At 73.0% G+C, this 17,817-nt stretch carries 11 protein-coding genes and 1 pseudogene; 3 read left to right on the top strand and 9 right to left on the bottom strand.

What is annotated here, in order from left to right; all coding sequences use genetic code 11:
* Positions 1-63 precede the first annotated feature (63 nt).
* The gene (locus tag GXW83_RS03855) at positions 64-987 is read right to left on the bottom strand and encodes a hypothetical protein (RefSeq protein ID WP_370466549.1); all 924 of its coding nucleotides are present in this window, start codon (positions 985-987) and stop codon (positions 64-66) included.
* A 126-nt stretch (positions 988-1,113) separates the two neighbouring features.
* On the opposite strand from GXW83_RS03855, the gene GXW83_RS03850 reads away from it, so the two are divergent.
* Positions 1,114-1,902: an SDR family oxidoreductase gene (locus tag GXW83_RS03850; RefSeq protein WP_182441496.1), complete on the top strand. Its 789-nt coding sequence runs from the start codon at positions 1,114-1,116 to the stop codon at positions 1,900-1,902.
* Positions 1,903-1,914: 12 nt separating this feature from the next.
* Here GXW83_RS03850 and GXW83_RS03845 read toward each other — a convergent pair whose 3' ends face one another.
* Entirely contained in the window at positions 1,915-4,551 is a 2,637-nt protein-coding gene (locus GXW83_RS03845) for a bifunctional FO biosynthesis protein CofGH (RefSeq protein WP_182441495.1), read from the bottom strand.
* Between the two features lie 223 nt (positions 4,552-4,774).
* Between GXW83_RS03845 and GXW83_RS35030 the strand changes: the two genes are divergently transcribed.
* Both GXW83_RS35030 and GXW83_RS03835 read left to right on the top strand, forming a co-directional pair.
* Positions 4,775-6,082 (top strand): DUF2092 domain-containing protein, encoded by a 1,308-nt coding sequence (locus GXW83_RS35030; protein WP_182441494.1) that lies wholly within the window; start codon positions 4,775-4,777, stop codon positions 6,080-6,082.
* Positions 6,083-6,479: 397 nt separating this feature from the next.
* The gene (locus tag GXW83_RS03835) at positions 6,480-7,790 is read left to right on the top strand and encodes an ABC transporter substrate-binding protein (RefSeq protein WP_182441493.1); all 1,311 of its coding nucleotides are present in this window, start codon (positions 6,480-6,482) and stop codon (positions 7,788-7,790) included.
* A 13-nt stretch (positions 7,791-7,803) separates the two neighbouring features.
* Here GXW83_RS03835 and GXW83_RS03830 read toward each other — a convergent pair.
* The 7 genes and pseudogenes from GXW83_RS03830 to GXW83_RS03800 form a co-directional block, all read right to left on the bottom strand.
* Positions 7,804-8,600, bottom strand: a pseudogene (locus GXW83_RS03830) (DeoR/GlpR family DNA-binding transcription regulator).
* 129 nt (positions 8,601-8,729) lie between these two features.
* On the bottom strand, positions 8,730-9,854 hold the full coding sequence (locus tag GXW83_RS03825; RefSeq protein ID WP_182441492.1) for a MerR family transcriptional regulator: 1,125 nt from the start codon (positions 9,852-9,854) through the stop codon (positions 8,730-8,732).
* 104 nt (positions 9,855-9,958) lie between these two features.
* Positions 9,959-10,942, bottom strand: coding sequence for an EamA family transporter RarD (gene rarD / locus GXW83_RS03820; protein ID WP_182441491.1), 984 nt, complete (start codon positions 10,940-10,942; stop codon positions 9,959-9,961).
* 136 nt (positions 10,943-11,078) lie between these two features.
* Positions 11,079-12,317 (bottom strand): glycosyltransferase 87 family protein, encoded by a 1,239-nt coding sequence (locus GXW83_RS03815; RefSeq protein WP_225446737.1) that lies wholly within the window; start codon positions 12,315-12,317, stop codon positions 11,079-11,081.
* A gap of 113 nt (positions 12,318-12,430) precedes the next feature.
* Complete coding sequence (locus GXW83_RS03810) at positions 12,431-14,467, bottom strand: APC family permease (protein ID WP_182441490.1); 2,037 nt, start codon at positions 14,465-14,467, stop codon at positions 12,431-12,433.
* A gap of 314 nt (positions 14,468-14,781) precedes the next feature.
* Positions 14,782-15,843, bottom strand: a complete 1,062-nt coding sequence (locus GXW83_RS03805; RefSeq protein ID WP_182441489.1) for a 2-oxoacid:ferredoxin oxidoreductase subunit beta — start codon at positions 15,841-15,843, stop codon at positions 14,782-14,784.
* A complete protein-coding gene (locus tag GXW83_RS03800; protein ID WP_182441488.1) occupies positions 15,836-17,800 on the bottom strand; it encodes a 2-oxoacid:acceptor oxidoreductase subunit alpha in 1,965 nt (654 codons plus the stop codon). The genes GXW83_RS03805 and GXW83_RS03800 overlap by 8 nt, the downstream gene beginning before the upstream one ends.
* Positions 17,801-17,817 lie beyond the last annotated feature (17 nt).

The raw sequence follows: 17,817 nt of genomic DNA, 5'->3' as shown, positions 1-17,817 counted from the left end.
CTCCCGTGGCCGTGGCCCCCTCGCCGATCCGCAGGGGGCTTCGGCGGTCGGCCGGTCGCGGGGTCAGCGGAGCCGGTCGACGTAGGCGTCGGTGCCGGGCAGGGTCGGTACGAACGGCGCCACCAGCTCCACCCGCGCGCCCGGCACGGCTGCGGCGACCTCGGCGTCCAAGCCGGTGAAGGCGGGCCAGCAGGCGCGCGGGTCCTCCTGCAGGAACCAGAGCAGGGTGAGCCGGTTGTCCACCCCCTCGACCTGCTTGACGTAGGTCATCCGGTCGCCGGGCAGGGGCAGCGGCCGGAACAGCACGCACAGGGCGGCCGGGCTGCCGGGCCGCAGCTTGGCCGGGAGGTGCCGGTCCAGCAGCCAGTCGACCAGCCGCTCGCGCCCGGCGGCGTCCTCGGCGTCGACGACCTGGAGCACCAGCCCGGCGTAGGGGTGGTCCAGGGCGTGGATGTCGCGCGGCCCGGCGGCGCCGTCGCGGTAGGCGGCGGCGACCCGCTGCTGGAACGCGGTGAAGACGTGGGTGCGGTCGCGGTAGACCCGGCCGTCCCGGTTGAGCCGCTTGTTGATGCCGACGGTCCAGCGCATGTGGTCGTCCTGGCGGCCCTCGTTGATCCAGTAGACGGAGAGGTAGCAGCCGGCCGTGACCGGTTCGGCGACCGCCGACTTCTCCGGGTAGCGCAGCAGTTGCAGATCGCGGGTGGCGACCCAGCGGCGGCCGGCGAACATCCAGGGCATGGCCATCGCCCCGGCGTAGAAGTGGTCGTCCTCGTACCAGCGGTTGTAGCCGTACTCGTGGCCCGGGTGCGGTTCGACCATGGTGATCAGGGCGCTGCCGACAGCCACCGAGTAGGGCCCCCGGGAGGCCAGTGCGGTGTACTGGTCGAGGTCCCCCGCGGGCGGCTGCCGGTCGCCCGCCTGCCGTTCGCCTGTCGGCCGGTCCTCTGTCTGCCGTTCGCCCGCCTGCAGCCGGTCGTCGTCCGCCATCTGCTGGCCTCCCGCTTCGCTCGCGTGTGCACCGAGAACTGACGGTAAGTCAGATGCATGGCTCTGGCAAACCCCGCCCCGGAGAAATAAGCTGACGTGCCGTCAGCTATCTGGGAGGTGTCAGCCATGCCGCTGCTCGATGGTCGTACGGTCGTGGTGTCCGGGGTGGGCCCCGGGCTGGGCCAGCAGGTCGCCGTCCGGGCGGCGCGCGAGGGGGCCCGGGTGGTGCTGGGGGCCCGCACCGAGGAGAACCTGGCCAAGGCCGCCGCCGAGGTGGAGGCGGAGCACCCCGGGCAGGTCGCCTGGCGCTGCACCGACATCGCCGAGGACGACGCCTGCACCGCGCTGGCCGCGCTGGCCGTGGAGCGCTTCGGCCGCATCGACGCGGTCGTCCATGTCGCCGCCATGGACAGCTACTTCGGCGGCCTGGCCGACGCCGACTTCGCCGCCTGGCGGCGGGTGCTGGACGTCAACCTGATCGGCACCCTGCAGCTCACCCGGGCCTGCCTGCCCGCGCTGCGCGAGCGCGGCGGCTCGGTGGTGATCATCGGGACGCAGTCCGCGGTGGCCGCGCCCAGCCAGGTGCGGCAGGCGGCGTACGCGGCCTCCAAGGGCGCGCTCACCTCCGCCATGTACTCGCTGGCGCGGGAGCTGGGGCCGGAGCGGATCCGGGTCAACACCGTGCTCCCGGGCTGGATGTGGGGCCCGGCGGTGGAGATGTACGTCCGCTGGACCTCCGGCACCGAGGGCGTCCCCGAGGAGGAGGTGAAGGCCCGGCTCACCGAGCGGATGGCGCTGCCCGAGCTGGCGACCGACGGCGATGTCGCCGAGGCCGCGCTGTTCTTCGCCTCGGACCGGGCCCGGGCCATCACCGGCCAGTCGCTGCTGGTCAACGCCGGTGAGCTGATGCACTGAGCGCCGGCGCGGCTACTCCAGCACCGGCAGCAGCTCCGGCAGGTGCCCGTCCGAGGCCAGGGCGGCGGCCCGGCGCTCCTCGTGGACCGGGGCGTAGGTGGTGGTGCGCTGCGCGGACGGACGCCCGGCCTTGGCGGCGATCGCCTCCAGCCCCCGGATGGACTCGTAACTGCCGTACGCGGAGCCCGCCATGCGGGAGATGGTCTCCTCCATCAGGGTGCCGCCCAGGTCGTTGGCGCCGGAGCGGAGCATCTCGGCCGCGCCGTCCGCGCCCAGCTTCACCCAGCTGGTCTGGATGTTGGGGATGCGCCCGTGCAGCAGCAGCCGGGCCATGGCGGTGACCGCGCGGTTGTCGCGCAGCGTCGGGCCTGGGCGGGCGATCCCGGCGAGGTAGACCGGGGCGTTGGTGTGGATGAACGGCAGCGTCACGAACTCGGTGAAGCCGCCGGTGCGTTCCTGGATCTCGGCGAGCAGCCGCAGGTGCCCGAGCCAGTGGCGGGGCTGGTCCACATGCCCGTACATCATCGTGGACGACGAGCGCAGGCCCAGCTCGTGCGCGGTGGAGACCACCTCGACCCAGGTGGCGGCGGGCAGCTTGCCCTTGGTGAGGATCCAGCGGACCTCGTCGTCCAGGATCTCGGCGGCGGTGCCGGGGATGGAGTCCAGCCCGGCCTCCTTGGCCTGCTGCAGCCAGTCGCGCAGCGAGAGCCCGGTCCTGGTCGCGCCGTTGACCACCTCCATCGGCGAGAAGGCGTGCACATGGATGCCGGGCACCCGGGCCTTGACCGCCCGGGCGATGTCGAAGTAGGCGGTGCCGGGCAGGTCCGGGTGGATGCCGCCCTGCATGCAGACCTCGGTGGCGCCGACGTCCCACGCCTGCGCGGCGCGGTCGGCGACCTGTTGCAGCGAGAGGGTGTAGGCGTCGGCGTCGGTGCGGCGCTGGGCGAACGCGCAGAAGCGGCAGCCGGTGTAGCAGACGTTGGTGAAGTTGATGTTCCTGGTGACGCAGTAGGTGACGGTGTCGCCGACGGTGTCGCGGCGGACCGCGTCGGCGATGGCGCACAGCGCGTCCAGGGCCGGGCCGTCCGCGTGGAACAGCGCCAGCGCCTGTGCATCGGTCAGCCGGCGCGGGTCGTCGGCGGCCACGGCCAGGGCCTCGCGGACGTCGCCGTCCAGCCGGGCCGGGGCGGGGCCGTCCGCGGCCTGCTCGGCGGCCTGCTCGCGCAGCGACTCCCAGTCGCCGTAGACCTCGTCGAAGTCCTCGCGGCGGTCGCCGGTGCGGCCCTCGGTGTCCACCGCGGTGTGCAGGTCGGTGCGGCCGCTGGGCACGAACACCTCGTCCGGCTCCTGCCAGGGCAGGCCGACCGGCAGCACGTCCGGGCGGGCCAGGCCGGTCTGCGGATCGGCCAGGGCCCGGACGTGCGGCAGCACCCGCGGATCGAGCCAGGGCTCGCCGCGCCGGACGTACTCGGGGTAGACGGTGAGCCGCTCGCGCAGCTCGAAGCCGCCCGCCGCGGTGCGCGCCGCGAGGTCGTCGATGTGCGGCCAGGGACGCTCGGGGTTGACGTGGTCCGGCGTCAGCGGGGAGACGCCGCCCCAGTCGTCGATGCCGGACGAGATGATCAGCTCGTACTCGGCGTCCACCAGGTTCGGCGGGGCCTGGATGCGGGCCGAGGGGCCGAGCAGCACCCGGGCGACGGCGATGGTCGCGGCCAGCTCCTCCAGCTCGGCGTCGGGCATGGCCCGCATGGCGGTGTCGGGTTTGGCGCGGAAGTTCTGGATGATCACCTCCTGCAGCCCGTGGTACTGCCGGGAGATCCGCCGCAGCGCGAACAGTGCGTCCGCGCGCTCCTCGTGGGTCTCGCCGATGCCGATCAGGATGCCGCTGGTGAACGGCACATTGGAGCGCCCGGCGTCCTCCAGCACCCGCAGCCGGACGGCCGGCTCCTTGTCCGGCGAGCCGTGGTGCGGGCCGCCGGGCTCGGACCACAGCCGGGTGGCGGTGGTCTCCAGCATCATCCCCATGGAGGGCGCGACCGGCTTCAGCCGCTGGAAGTCGGTCCAGCCCAGCACGCCCGGGTTGAGGTGCGGCAGCAGCCCGGTCTCCTCCAGCACCCGCACCGACATGGCCCGGACGTACGCCAGGGTGTCGTCGTAGCCGTGGGCGTCGAGCCACTCGCGGGCCTCGGGCCAGCGGTCCTCGGGGCGGTCGCCGAGGGTGAACAGCGCCTCCTTGCAGCCGAGGGCCGCGCCCTCGCGGGCGATGGCGAGCACCTCGTCCGGCGAGAGGTAGAGGCCGTGGCCCTCGCGCTTGAGCTTGCCGGGGACGGTGACGAAGGTGCAGTAGTGGCAGCGGTCCCGGCACAGCCGGGTGAGCGGGATGAACACCTTCTTGGAGTAGGTGATCACCCCGGGCCGCCCGGCGGTCTCCAGCCCGGCGTCCCGGATGCGCGCGGCGGTGCCGCACAGGTCGCGCAGGTCCGCGCCGCGCGCCCGGAGCAGGACGGCGGCCTCGCCGGCGTCCAGCGCGACGCCCTCGCGGGCCCGGTGCAGGGCCCGCCGCATGGCGTTGGCGGTGGGCGCGGCCTGGGCCGCGGCAGCGGCTGCGAGGGACGTGGCGGGGGCGGGCTGCGCCGACTGATCCTTCATGGCCTGAACCTTACGCGGATCATCTACCGGCCGTGAGCCCGAGACCGGCCGCGACCCCGAGACCGGCCGCGACCCTGAGACCGGCCGCGACCCTGAGACCGACTCGGGGTCGCATGCGACGAGAGGCGGAGGGCAGGTGCTTCCGTGGGGCGACCCCGGACCGCTTCCGGTGGGCGTCTAATGGAGTGAGCGTGCTGGATGCCGGACTTCGGAGGGACAGGCCATGGGGAACAGCAGTGGGAGCGACCCGGAGCAGGGCGGGGCCGGGGGTGACCTGCCGGGCGCGGCGGCCGCGCCCGAGCGGCCCCGGGGGCGGCGCGGACGGGTGCTGGTGCCGGCGGCGATCGCCGGGGCGGCCGCGGCGGCGCTGATCGCCGTGCCGGTGTTCGCGGCCAGTTCGGACCTGCCGTCGGTCACCGCACAGCAGTTGCTGGCGAAGATGCTCGCCTCCCGGGTGCAGACCTTCTCCGGGACGGTACAGAGCAGCGTGGATCTGGGGCTGCCCTCGCAGCTGGTGAGCGCGCTCCCGTCGGCGCTGGCGAGCGCGGGCGGCTCGGCGCCGGGCCGGGCGTCCGGCTCCGGTTCCGCCTCTGCTTCGGCGCAGGCGCAGGCGCAGGGCGAGGCGCAGGCGGAGCAGGAGCTGGCCTCGCTGCTCTCCGGGACGCACCTGTTCACCGTGGCGGCGGACGGACCGACCCGGCAGCGCGTGGTCTCCACCGACCAGGGCGCGGCCTTCTCCCTGGTCCGCAACGGCAGTTCGGCCTGGGCGTACGACGCTCGGAACCGCACCGCCACGCACCTGACCGGGATCGGCGCGGGCTCCGCAACGCCGTCCGCGCACCCCTCGCTGGACCCGCAGCAGGCGGCGGCCGACGCGTTGAAGGCACTCGGTTCGTCCACGACGGTTTCGGTCGCCGGGCAGTCGAAGGTGGCCGGGCAGTCCGTGTACGAGCTGAGTGTCCGGCCGAAGGGCTCGGGCTCGACGGTCGGCGAGGTCAGGATCGCGGTGGACGCGGCCAACGGAATGCCGCTGGAGGTGCGGGTGCTGCCGTCGGACGGCAGCGACCCGATCCTGGACGTCGCCTTCAGCACCGTCTCGTTCGCGCACCAGAGCGCGTCCGACTACGGCTTCACCCCGCCGAGCGGGGCGACGGTGGTGCAGCAGGCACTCCCGGCGCAGCCGCCGCAGGGCTCGCAGCCGGGCCGCACGCCGTGGCAGCGGCCGTCCGGCGCGGCCTCGCTGCCGCACGGCGGCGCGGGCGCGCCCGCGGTGAGCACCACCGGCAGCGGCTGGAGCACGGTCTGGGTGGTGAAGCCGTCCGCGCAGCCGGCCGGGAGCAGTGCGGCCGGGAGTGGCAGCGCCGGAGGCAGCGAGGCCGGGGCGATGAGCGCGCTGAAGGAGTTCGGCAAGCCGGTCGCGGGCGGCACATTGGTCTCGACCAAGTTGGTGAACGTGCTGGTCACCGCCGATGGCACGGTGTACGCGGGTGCGGTGACCCCGTCGGTGCTGGAGGCGGACGCCGCGAGGTAGGCCGAGCGGCGCCGAGGGCGGCCGGTGGAGGTGTCGAACGGGGTGATATCCGACACGTCCACCGGCCGCCGGTCGTTTCCGTGACCATTCGCGGCGATCTCGTGCGATCCGTCCCTGGCCTGTAGAAACACCACCCCGAGTGGTGGCAATTCCATTTCTCCGGTGCGCCGCATTGTTGCCCAACCGTGTCTCGCAGAGCGAATGCCGGCTTGACGGAAACCCCTGCTGACCTGTCAGATGATGCTCATTCATCCGAGCGTGTGACGGACAATTCATGCCGGGTCCAGCGGACTCCTCCCTCAGTTCCCGGACCGGGCGACGGCATGGACGGACCAGGTGCTGCCTGCGCGGGGGCAGCACGACGCGCTCGCCGCACAACAGGGAGACCTCACACACCATGACCATCAGTCGCCGCACGTTCCTCGCCGCCGCGGGCGCCACCGCAGGGGCCGGTCTGCTCTCCGCGTGCGGCAGCGGCACCAAGGCGACCACCGGCCTGAACGGCGCGGCCACCTCGCTCCAGGTCTTCTCCTGGTGGACGGCGGGCGGCGAGCTCCAGGCCCTGGACGCGCTCAAGGCCAACTTCAACCTGCACAACCCGAACATCCAGTTCGTCAACGAGGCGGTGGCCGGCGGCGCCGGCACCAACGCCAAGGCGCTGCTGGCGAAGCGGCTGGCCGCGGGGCAGCCGCCGGACACCTTCCAGGCCCAGGCCGGGGAGATGGTCGGCGACTACATCACCGCCGGGCAGTTGGAGGACGTCACCTTCCTGTACCAGCAGAACGGGTGGGACAAGACCTTCAACCAGGATGTGCTGAAGCTGATCCAGCGCAACGGCCGGTACTACTCGGTGCCGGTGGACATCCACCACATCAACGTGCTCTGGTCCAACCGGCGGCTCTGCGACAAGCTCTCCATACCCACCGGCCCGAAGACCATCCCGGAGTTCATCGACGCCCTGGGCAAGGCCCACGACGCCGGGCACATCCCGCTGGCCATCTCCCGCGACCCCTCCGAGTCCTGGCAGCTCCAGCACGTGATGGAGGCCATGCTGATCGGCACGCTGGGCGCGGCCGGTTGGTCGGCGCTGTGGCACCCCGGCGCCGACTGGAGCTCCGCCAAGGTCACCCAGGCGCTGGACTACTTCCACCAGGTGATGCAGCACGCGCCGGGCACCGGCGGGAACATGTCCTGGGACCAGGTCAGTGCGCAGGTCGCCAAGGGCCAGGCGGCCTACCAGATCATGGGCGACTGGACCGAGGCGAGCTTCACCGTCACCTTCAACCTGCAGCCGCACATCGACTACGACTGGGCCCCCTCCCCCGGCACCGCGGGCATCTTCGACTTCGCGTCGGACTGCTTCACGCTGCCCAAGGGCGCCAAGCACCGGGACGCGACCATCGCCTGGCTCACCGAGTGCGGCAGCCAGGAGGGGCAGGACTCGTTCACCACGGTGAAGGGGGCGATCCCGCCGCGCGCCCATGTCGGCACGCAGGAGCGCACCCTGTTCGACACCTACCTGCAGTGGTCGCTGGACGAGTGGACCAAGGACACCATCGTCGGTTCGCTCACCCACGGCGTGATGGCGCCGGGGGCGTGGAACAACGACATCCTCACCGCCATCGGCGGCTATCTGACCGACCCGGACACCGGCAAGCTGCAGAGCGCCCTGGTGCAGGCCGCGACCAAGCACTTCTCGGCGGTCTGACGGTACGTCAGCATTACTGCCCCGCCGGGGCTGCCGCCGCCACCACGAGTCGTCCGACCGAGGCGGCGGCGGCCTCGCGGACCCCTGCGGGCATCGCCTCGTCGGTGACCAGGGTGTCCACGGCGGCCAGCGGGGCGTACGAACTGAGGCTGACCATGCCCCACTTGCTGTGGTCGGCCAGCACCACCACCCGCGAGGCGCACTCCATCAGCGCCCGATTGGTCTCGGACTCGGCCAGGTTGGGGGTGGTCAGCCCGGCCTCCGGGTCGATCCCGTGGCAGCCCATGAACAGCAGGTCGACGTGCAGGTCGTGCAGGGCCAGCGCGGCGATCGGCCCGACCAGGGCGTCCGAGGGGTGCGCACCCCCCCGGTGAGCACGACCGTGGGCCCGGTCCGGCCCGGACGCCGGGCCTCCTCGAAGACGTCGGCGACCCGCACCGAGTTGGTGACCACGGTCAGCCGCTGGATGCGCAGCAGGTGCCGGGCGAGCGCGTGCGTGGTCGTCCCGGCCGACAGCGCGACGGCGGTGCCCGGGCGCACCAGCGCGGCCGCCGCCTGGGCTATCTCGTCCTTGGCCTCGGGCTCCCACTCGGCCTTGGCCTCGAAGCCGGGCTCGACGCTGCCGGCCGTGCCGGAGAGCAGCGCGCCGCCGTGGACCTTCTCCACCAGGCCCTGGCGGGCCAGGTCGGAGAGGTCCCGACGGATCGTCATGTCGGAGACGCCGAAGCGCTCCGCCAACTCCCCGACCCGGACGCTGCCGACCCGCCGGATCTCGGCCAGGATCACCGACTGCCGCCGCTTCGCCAGCATGACATCCCCCTTGCCGCCAGGATCGTGCATAGTTCGACACGGTTCAACGTATTCAAACATGAACGCGCATATCACATGCCCCGGCGGGAGGGACTGTCAAGGGGGCCCGCACAGTCCGCAGCCGGACGGCTACCGGCCGCCCGCCACCACGCCCGCCACTACGTCCGCCACCACGCAGCTGACGTTGTCCGGGCCGCCCGCCCGGTTGGCCAGGGCCACCAGCTCGCGGACGGCCTGCGCCGGGTCGGCGGCCCCGGCCACCACCCCGGCCACCTCGGCGTCCGGCACCACCGCCGACAGGCCGTCGGAGCACAGCAGGTAGCGGTCCCCGGCCCGGACGGCATGCAGCCGCAGCTGCGGCGCGACCTCCGCGCCGCCGGTCAACGCCCGCAGCAGCAACGCCCGTTGGGGGTGGACGCTCGCCTCCTCCGGGCTGATCCGGCCCTCGTCCAGCAGGGACTGCACCAGCGTGTGGTCGTGCGTGATCCGGAACAGCTCGCCGTCGCGCAGCACGTACGCCCGGGAGTCGCCGATGTGGACCAGGGCCAGCTCTGATCCGGTCCACAGCATGGCGGTCAGCGTCGTCCCCGCCTCGGCCGCCTCCGTCTCCGGCGCCTCCCCGGCGGCGGTCGGGACGCCCGTCGGGGCGGCGGCGCGGCGTACGGCCCGGTTGGCCTGCTCGACGGCGTCCTGCAGCACGTTCAGCAGATCGCCCGCCGGGACGCCCCCCTCCTCCAGCCGCTTCAGCGCGTCGATGGCGGCGGCGCTGGCGGGCGCGCCGCCCGGGCCGAAGCCGTCCGCGACGGCCAGCAGCCGCGAACCGGCGTAGGCCGCGTCCTGGTTGCTCGCGCGCACCAGGCCGGTGTCGGAGAGGGAGGCGTAGCGGAGGGTCAGCGGTTCGGTGGTGTCCGGCACGGCAGGGTCCTTCCAGGACAGATGGTCGACGAGGAAGGAGGCCAGGTCGCGGCGGGCGGCCGTGTCGGCCTCGATCTGCGCCCAGTAGGCACGCACCTCGCCCGCCGCCTCGTCCGGCCGCGCGTCGCAGACCCGCTGGATCCGGGCCAGCGGCATGCCCAGCCGGCGCAGCCAGGCCACCAGCCGGGCCCGCTCCAACTGCTCGGGGGCGTAGAGCCGGTAGCCGGTCAGCGGATCGACCCGGGCCGGCTTCAGCAGGCCGAGATCGTCGTACAGGCGCAGCGCCTTCGGCGACAGCCGCGACGCCGAGGCGAAGGCCCCGATCGTCAGCAGGTCCATGGGCGCGCCCCTCTCCTCGTCCCGGGCCCGTCGCCCGGTCCTGTGCATGCTGCGGCTTCCCCCGGGGACAAGGTCAACCTGCTCCGGACGCCCGGCCGGAGCGGTCAGGAGTTGAGCCCCTCCACCACCGGCGCGCCCTCGTCCTGCGCGGCGACGACGCCCGGCGCGGTGCGGGCGGCCGGGCGCGCCGGACCCCGGGCCTGCCGGGCCTGGCGCAGCGCGTCCCAGGTGAGCAGCGTCAGCGCGGCCCAGACCAGGGCGAAGCCGGCCCACGCCTGCCCGGACATGTGCTCGTGGTCCACCACGATGCCCACCGCGAACTGGAACACCGGCGCCAGGTACTGCAGCAGCCCCAGCGTGGTCAGCGGCACCCGGATCGCGGCGGCGCCGAACGCCAGCAGCGGCAGCGCGGTGACCACCCCGCACAGCACCAGCAGGACGTTGTGCCCCCAGCCGTAGGAGCCGGGGACGGTCCGCCCGAGCGTCCCGGTGCCGGTCGCCGCCAGGTAGGCCAGGTAGCCGACGGCGGGCAGGAACTGGAACGCGGTCTCCCCCGCGAGGCTCTCCACCCCGCTCAGGCCGACCTTCTTCTTGATCAGCCCGTAGACCCCGAAGGAGAACGCCAACGACAGCGCCAGCCACGGCAGATGGCCGTAGCCGACGGTCAGCACCGCCACCGCCAGCGCGCCGACCCCGACCGCCGCCCACTGCACCGCGCGCAACCGCTCCCGGTACACGGCGACGCCGAAGGCGATGGTCACCAGGGGGTTGATGAAGTAGCCCAGCGAGGTCTGCACCACCTGGTTGCTGTTCACTCCCCAGATGTACATGCCCCAGTTGACGGAGATGGCCGCCGCCGCCCCGGCGATCAGCGCCACCCGCCGCGGCTGCCGCAGCAGCGGGCGTATCCACCCCCAGTGCCGCTGCCAGGCCAGCACGGCCGCCACCGCCACCAGCGACCACACCATCCGGTTGGCCAGGATCTCCCCGGCCGTGCTGGGCTTCAGCAGCGGCCAGTACAGCGGGAACAACCCCCAGGCCCCGTACGCGGCCACCCCCAGCCAGAAGCCCTTCCGCTCGTCCTGCATGATCCGCACCCTCCCGCCGCGCGCACTCCGTCTGTCCCCAGGACGGTACGGGCAGACCACCTCCGCTGTCATGCCCGTCAACCACGATTGCCCATGACGTCCTCACCGCCTCGGAGGGGCGTCGCCGTGACCGGCATCAGTCCGGGGCGGAGGTGGAGCGGTGGAGGGCTCGGGCGGAGTGGAGGGTGAGGGCGAGCAGGGCGGTGTTGCGGAGCAGCAGGACCAGCTCGGCGAGGGCGCCGCCGTGCAGCAGCGGCAGCCACAGGACGGGGTAGACCAGGGTGGTCAGGGCGGTGACCGGGAGCAGGGCCAGGGCGGTCCGGCGCTGGCTGCTGTCGCGGAAGGCCAGGCAGACCGCGCCCAGGCCGAGCAGCCAGACCAGGTACTGCGGGCTGATCACCCGGCTGGTGGTGACGAAGACCAGCATCGCGGTCAGCGCCGCGTCCGCCGCCGTGGCGGGGTGCCAGACCCGGGCGCGCAGCCGCCACCACAGCAGCCAGCCGAAGCCCGCGACGGTGAGCAGCAGCACCGCCGTGGCCAGGCCGTGCACATGGGGACCGCCGATCTGGAACGAGCCGTAGCGGTAGCCGACGGTGCCGCGGTAGCCGAGGCGGCGGGCGACCAGCAGCAGGCTGCCGGGCAGCGACTCGATCTCCAGGCCCCGGGCGCCCTGCTCGCCGAGGAAGCCGAGCGCGTGCCGAAAGGCGAGCGCCACGGCCCCGGCCGCGACCGCCGCGCTGAGGGCGGCGGAGACCCAGGAGCGGCGGGTGGCCCGGCCGCGCGGGGCGCCGATCAGCGCCAGCACCGGCCACGCCTTGATCAGCGCGCCGAGGGCGGCCAGCGTCCCGGCCGCCGCCGGGCGGCGGTCCAGCAGCAGCACCGCGCCGACGGCCAGCGCCGTGACGGCGACGTCGAAGCGGATGTAGGGCAGTTGCAGCAGCAGCGGCAGGCCGAGGACCCACAGCCACAGGCCGTGGCTGCTGCGCCCGGGCCCCCGGGAGGCGCGGTGCAGCAGCGCGGCCACCGCCGCGTCGCAGCCCAGCATCAGCAGCGCGAAGGCGGAGGCGTACGGCAGGAAGGGCAGCGCCCGGGGGGCGAGGAAGACCAGCCCGGCGACGGGCGGGTACTGCCACTGCGAGTCGTGCAACGGGAAGTGGCCGTGCGCCAGCTCGGCGGCCCACTTGGGGTAGAGGGCGTGCACCTCGTCGGTGGCGCCGCCGGCCCCGGCCAGGGCCACGCCGACCAGCACCAGCCGGGTGCACAGCCACCACAGCAGCGGGGAGCGCGGCAGCCGCCGCCACCGGGCGCCGGAGGAGTCGGCGGGCTGCGCCGGGGTCGCCGCCGCCGGACCGTCGGTGGCTTCGGGACTCAGCACGGGACTTCCTCAGGACGGACGACAGGCGGCGGGCAACGGGTCAGCGGGCAACAACATAGCCGCCGCCCCGGGTGCGGGGGCGGCGGCCGGTGCTGCGGCCGGGCTCGGCCCGGCTAGCGGGCGCCCGCCGGGACCGGCGCCTCGGCGACCGGGGGCTGCTCCTTGATGACGACGTCGAACGGCACGATGGTGGCGACGACGTTGGGCAGCTTGCCGACGGCGCGGGCGATGTGGTCGGCGGTGCGCCGGTGCAGCAGCCGCCCCAGGACGGGCGAGTAGTTGCGCTCCGGGATCAGCAGGGTGATCTGGCTCTTCTTGTCGGCCGTGTTGCGGGTGATCAGCTCCAGCAGCGCGCGGGTGATCCGGCGGTCCGGGCACTGGACGATCTCCAGCGGGAGGTCGCCGACGCCGGCGTCGATCCACTGGGCGGCCAGCTTCTCCGCCTCCAGGCTGTCGATCATGAAGTGCACGGCGCGGATCTCGGCCGGGCGCAGCGAGCGGGCGTAGCTGATGGCCTTGAGTGCGGCCAGGTCGACCCGGTCCACCAGGATGTACATGACCTGGCGGCGGTACTGGGCCTGGGTGGTGTCGGAGGTGGCGGCGGCCAGCGCGGAGGCTTCGTCCCGGTAGCGGCGGTTGACCTTGATCAGCGCCCAGACGCCGATCGGGAAGACCACCACGACCACCCAGGCGCCCTCGGTGAACTTGGTGACCGCGAAGATCCCGACGACGACGGCGGAGAGCGCGGCGGCGGCGGCGTTGATGGCGATCTTCAGCGCCCGCTTGGGCTCGTCCGGGCGGTCGATGAAGTGCTTGACCAGGCCGGTGCCGGCCATGAAGAAGCCGGTGAAGACGCCGATCGCGTACAGGCCGAGCAGGTGGTCCAGGTCGGCGTCGGTGACGACGAGCAGCACCAGCGAGACGCCGGTGAGGGTGAGGATGCCGCTGGAGAAGGCGAGCCGGTGCCCGCGCCGGGTGAGCTGGCGCGGCAGGAAGGAGTCCTCGGCGACGAAGCTGGCCAGGAACGGGAAGCCGTTGAAGGAGGTGTTGGCGCCGGTGTAGAGGATCAGCGCGGTCGACAGCTGCAGGAAGACCAGCCCGGCCTGGCCGAACCAGGTGCTGCCGAAGACCAGGCTGCCCTCCTGCGAGAGCACCGAGGGGCTGCCGTCGGTGAACGGGATGGCGTGGGTGATGTAGGCCAGGGTGGAGACGCCCAGCACCAGGGTGCCCAGCGTCAGCGACATGGCCACCAGGGTCTTGCGGGCGTTGATGCCCTGCGGGTTGCGGAAGGCGCTGACGCCGTTGGAGATGGCCTCGAGGCCGGTGAGCGAGGTGCCTCCGTTGGCGAACGCCTTCAGCACCAGCCCGATCGAGGCACCCATCAGCAGTTGGTTGCTGGTGCCGTGGATGCCGAGCTTGATGGCCCCGGCGGCGTGCACGTCGGCGTGCGGCAGGTCCCCGATGATCAGCCGGACGATGGCGACCACGAAGAGCAGGCCCATGGCGGCGATGAAGAGGTAGGCGGGGGCGGCGAACGCCTTGCCGGCCTCGCGGATGCCGCGCAGGTTGCCCCAGCACAGCAGCAGCACGATGACGACCGAGATGGCCAGCTGGTAGTGGTCGACCCAGTTGTACTTGGCGCCGCCGAGCAGGTGCACCAGCGAGAGCAGGGCAACCGTGCCGGCGGCGGTCTGCACGGCGACGGTGACGATGTAGTCGATCAGCAGGGCGACGGCGGCGATCTGGGCGACCCGGGGGCCGAAGTTCTCCCGGGCGACGACGTACGAGCCGCCGGCGCGGGTGTAGACCATGACGACCTGCCGGTACGACAGGGTCAGCAGGGTCAGCACGCACAGGACGATGCCGGTGATCGGCATCAGCAGGCTGAAGGCCGACATGCCGATGACGCCGACCATCTGCACCAGCATGGCCTCGGAGCCGTACGCCGAGGAGGAGATGCAGTCGGAGGCGAGCACGCCGAGGGCGACCGGATTGGAGAGCTTCTCGTGCTGGAGCTCCTCGGTGACCAGCGGCTTGCCGAGCAGTCGCTTCTTCACCCGGTAGCCGAGGCTCTCCGGAAGACCGCCGTCGTCGGCGCCGCCCGGGGGTACCGCTGGGGCGCTGGAGCCGGCGCTGGTGCGACTGTCCATGACGGGTGTTCCGATCCGGGATCGATGGTTGCTGCTGCTTCAACAACGCGCACCCAGGCAGGTGCACTCGTGCATGAATACTCTTGCCTCAACGGACATACTGGACATTCTTGGCTGCCGATCGGATTTTGTTACGGATCTTAGCGACTTTTTGACGCACAAAGGCATACATACATTCGTATACATGGGCGAACTAGGGCATAGTCCCCCCAGGTCGCCCGACTCCGGACGCACCTCGCCCCGGCCCCCTCCAAGGGGGCCGGGGCGAGGGAGCGCGCCGGTGGCGGGGCCGGTCGGCGGGCCGGTCCGGCGGGTCAGTCCACCGTCCAGGTGTCGCTGCCGGTGAGCAGTGCGGCCAGGTCGCCCTCGCCGCGCTCGGCGACGGCGGCGTCCAGCTGGTCCGCCATCAGCGTGTCGTAGACCGGGCGGCGGACGCTGCGCAGCACCCCGATCGGGGTGTGGTGCAGGGTGTCGGGGTCGGCCAGCCGGGTGAGCGCGAAGGCGGTGCCCGGGTTGGCCGCGTGGGCGTCGTGGACCAGGACCTCGGCGGCGTTGGCGTCGGTGACCGGGCCGGTGGTGAGCTCGCCGGCCGGGTCGCGGAAGACGCCCTGGCCGCCGCCGGGGCCGAAGCGCACCGGCTGCCCGTGCTCCAGCCGGATCAGCGCGTCCTCGCGGGTCTCCGGCTCCTTGAGCGCGTCGAAGGCGCCGTCGTTGAAGATGTTGCAGTTCTGGTAGATCTCGACCAGCGCGGTGCCCTCGTGCTCGGCGGCGGCGCGCAGCACCGACTGCAGGTGCTTGCGGTCGGAGTCGATGGTGCGGGCGACGAAGGTGGCCTCCGCGCCCAGGGCCAGCGAGAGCGGGTTGAAGGGGGCGTCCAGCGAGCCCATCGGGGTGGACTTGGTGATCTTCCCGGTCTCGCTGGTGGGCGAGTACTGACCCTTGGTCAGCCCGTAGATCCGGTTGTTGAACAGCAGGATCTTGAGGTTGACGTTCCGCCGCAGCGCGTGGATCAGGTGGTTGCCGCCGATGGACAGGGCGTCGCCGTCGCCGGTGACCACCCACACCGACAGGTCGCGCCGCGAGGTCGCCAGGCCGGTGGCGATGGCCGGGGCGCGGCCGTGGATGGAGTGCATGCCGTAGGTGTTCAGGTAGTACGGGAACCGGGAGGAGCAGCCGATGCCGGAGATGAAACAGATGTTCTCCCGGGCCAGCCCCAGCTCGGGCAGGAACGACTGGACGGCGGCCAGGATGGCGTAGTCCCCGCAGCCGGGGCACCAGCGGACCTCCTGGTCGGACTTGAAGTCCTTCATCGCCTGCGGCGCGGCGGCCTTGGGCACCAGCCCCAGCGAGGGGTAGCCGGCGGCGGCGTCAGGCATGGTCGTCCTCCAGCTGGTCGGTGATGGCGGCGGCGAGCTGCTCGGCCTTGAACGGCAGGCCGGTGACCTGGTTGACCGAGCGCGCGTCCACCAGGTAGCGGGCGCGGACCAGGTGGGCCAGCTGACCCAGGTTCATCTCCGGCACCAGCACCCGGTCGTAGCCGGCCAGCAGCTCGCCCAGGTTGGCCGGGAAGGGGTTGAGGTGGCGCAGGTGGGCCTGGGCCACCCGGCCGCCGGCGGCGCGCACCCGGCGCACCGCGGCGGCGATCGGCCCGTAGGTCGAGCCCCAGCCCAGCACCAGCAGCCGGGCGGCGTGCGAGGGGTCGTCCACCTCGAGGTCGGGCACCGTGACGCCGTCCACCTTGGCCTGCCGGGTGCGGACCATGTGCTCGTGGTTGGCCGGGTCGTAGGAGATGTTGCCGGTGCCGTCCTGCTTCTCGATCCCGCCGATCCGGTGCTCCAGGCCGGGGGTGCCGGGCACCGCCCAGGGCCGGGCGAGGGTCTGCGGATCGCGCAGGTACGGCCAGAACGAGCCGTCCGGGCGGTTCGGGGCGGTGGTGAACGCGGTCCGCAGGTCCGGCAGTTCGCCGGGCTCGGGGATGCGCCAGGGCTCGGAGCCGTTGGCCAGGTAGCCGTCGGAGAGCAGGAACACCGGGGTGCGGTAGGTCAGCGCGATCCGGGCCGCCTCCAGGGCCGCGCCGAAGCACTCGGCGGCGGTGGCCGGGGCCACGATCGGCACCGGGGCCTCGCCGTTGCGGCCGTACATGGCCTGCAGCAGGTCGGCCTGCTCGGTCTTGGTGGGCAGCCCGGTCGAGGGCCCGCCGCGCTGGATGTCCACCACCACCAGCGGCAGCTCCAGCGAGACCGCCAGGCCGATGGTCTCCGACTTCAGCGCCACCCCCGGCCCGGAGGTGGTGGTCACCCCCAGCGCCCCGCCGAAGGCCGCGCCCAGCGCCGCGCCGATCCCGGCGATCTCGTCCTCGGCCTGGAAGGTGCGCACGCCGAAGTTCTTGTGCTTGGACAGCTCGTGCAGGATGTCCGAGGCCGGGGTGATCGGGTAGGAGCCCAGGAACAGCGGCAGCCCGGACTGCCGGGCGGCGGCCACCAGGCCGTAGGCCAGCGCCAGGTTGCCGGAGATGTTGCGGTAGCGGCCGGGCGCGAAGGCGGCGGTGGCCGGGGCGACCTCGTAGGAGACGGCGAAGTCCTCGGTGGTCTCGCCGTAGTTCCAGCCCGCCTTGAACGCGGTGACGTTGGCCTCGGCGATGTCCGGGCGCTTGGCGAACTTGGCCCGCAGGAACCTTTCGGTGCCCTCGGTGGGCCGGTGGTACATCCACGACAGCAGGCCCAGCGCGAACATGTTCTTGGCCCGCTCGGCGTCCTTGCGGGCCAGCCCGGAGTCCTTCAGCGCCTCCAGCGTCAGCGTGGTCAGCGGCACCGGGTGGACCGCGTACCCGGCCAGCGAGCCGTCGTCCAGCGGATCGGCCGGGTAGCCGACCTTGGCCAGCGCCCGCTTGGTGAACTCGTCGGTGTTGACGATGATCTCCGCGCCGCGCGGCACGTCGCCCAGGTTGGCCTTGAGCGCGGCCGGGTTCATCGCCACCAGCACGTCCGGCGCGTCGCCGGGGGTGAGGATGTCGTGGTCGGCGAAGTGCAGCTGGAACGAGGAGACGCCCGGCAGGGTGCCTGCGGGGGCGCGGATCTCGGCCGGGAAGTTGGGCAGGGTGGAGAGGTCGTTGCCGAAGCCGGCGGTCTCGGTGGTGAACCGGTCCCCGGTCAGCTGCATGCCGTCGCCCGAGTCCCCGGCGAACCTGATCACCACCCGGTCCAGCCGACGGACCCGCTTGCCCTGGCCGGGCTCGGCGGCGGGGCCCTCGGCGGCGGCGGGCGCGCCGCCGCCGGGCGGCGATCCGGGCAACGGCTCGTCGGTCTGCGTCGGCACGTGGACCTGGCTGGTCACTGCAGGGACCTCCCTCG

It is taken from the genome of Streptacidiphilus sp. PB12-B1b, from assembly GCF_014084125.1.
Lineage (GTDB): Bacteria > Actinomycetota > Actinomycetes > Streptomycetales > Streptomycetaceae > Streptacidiphilus.
This window is presented reverse-complemented; position numbering and strand designations above follow the sequence as displayed.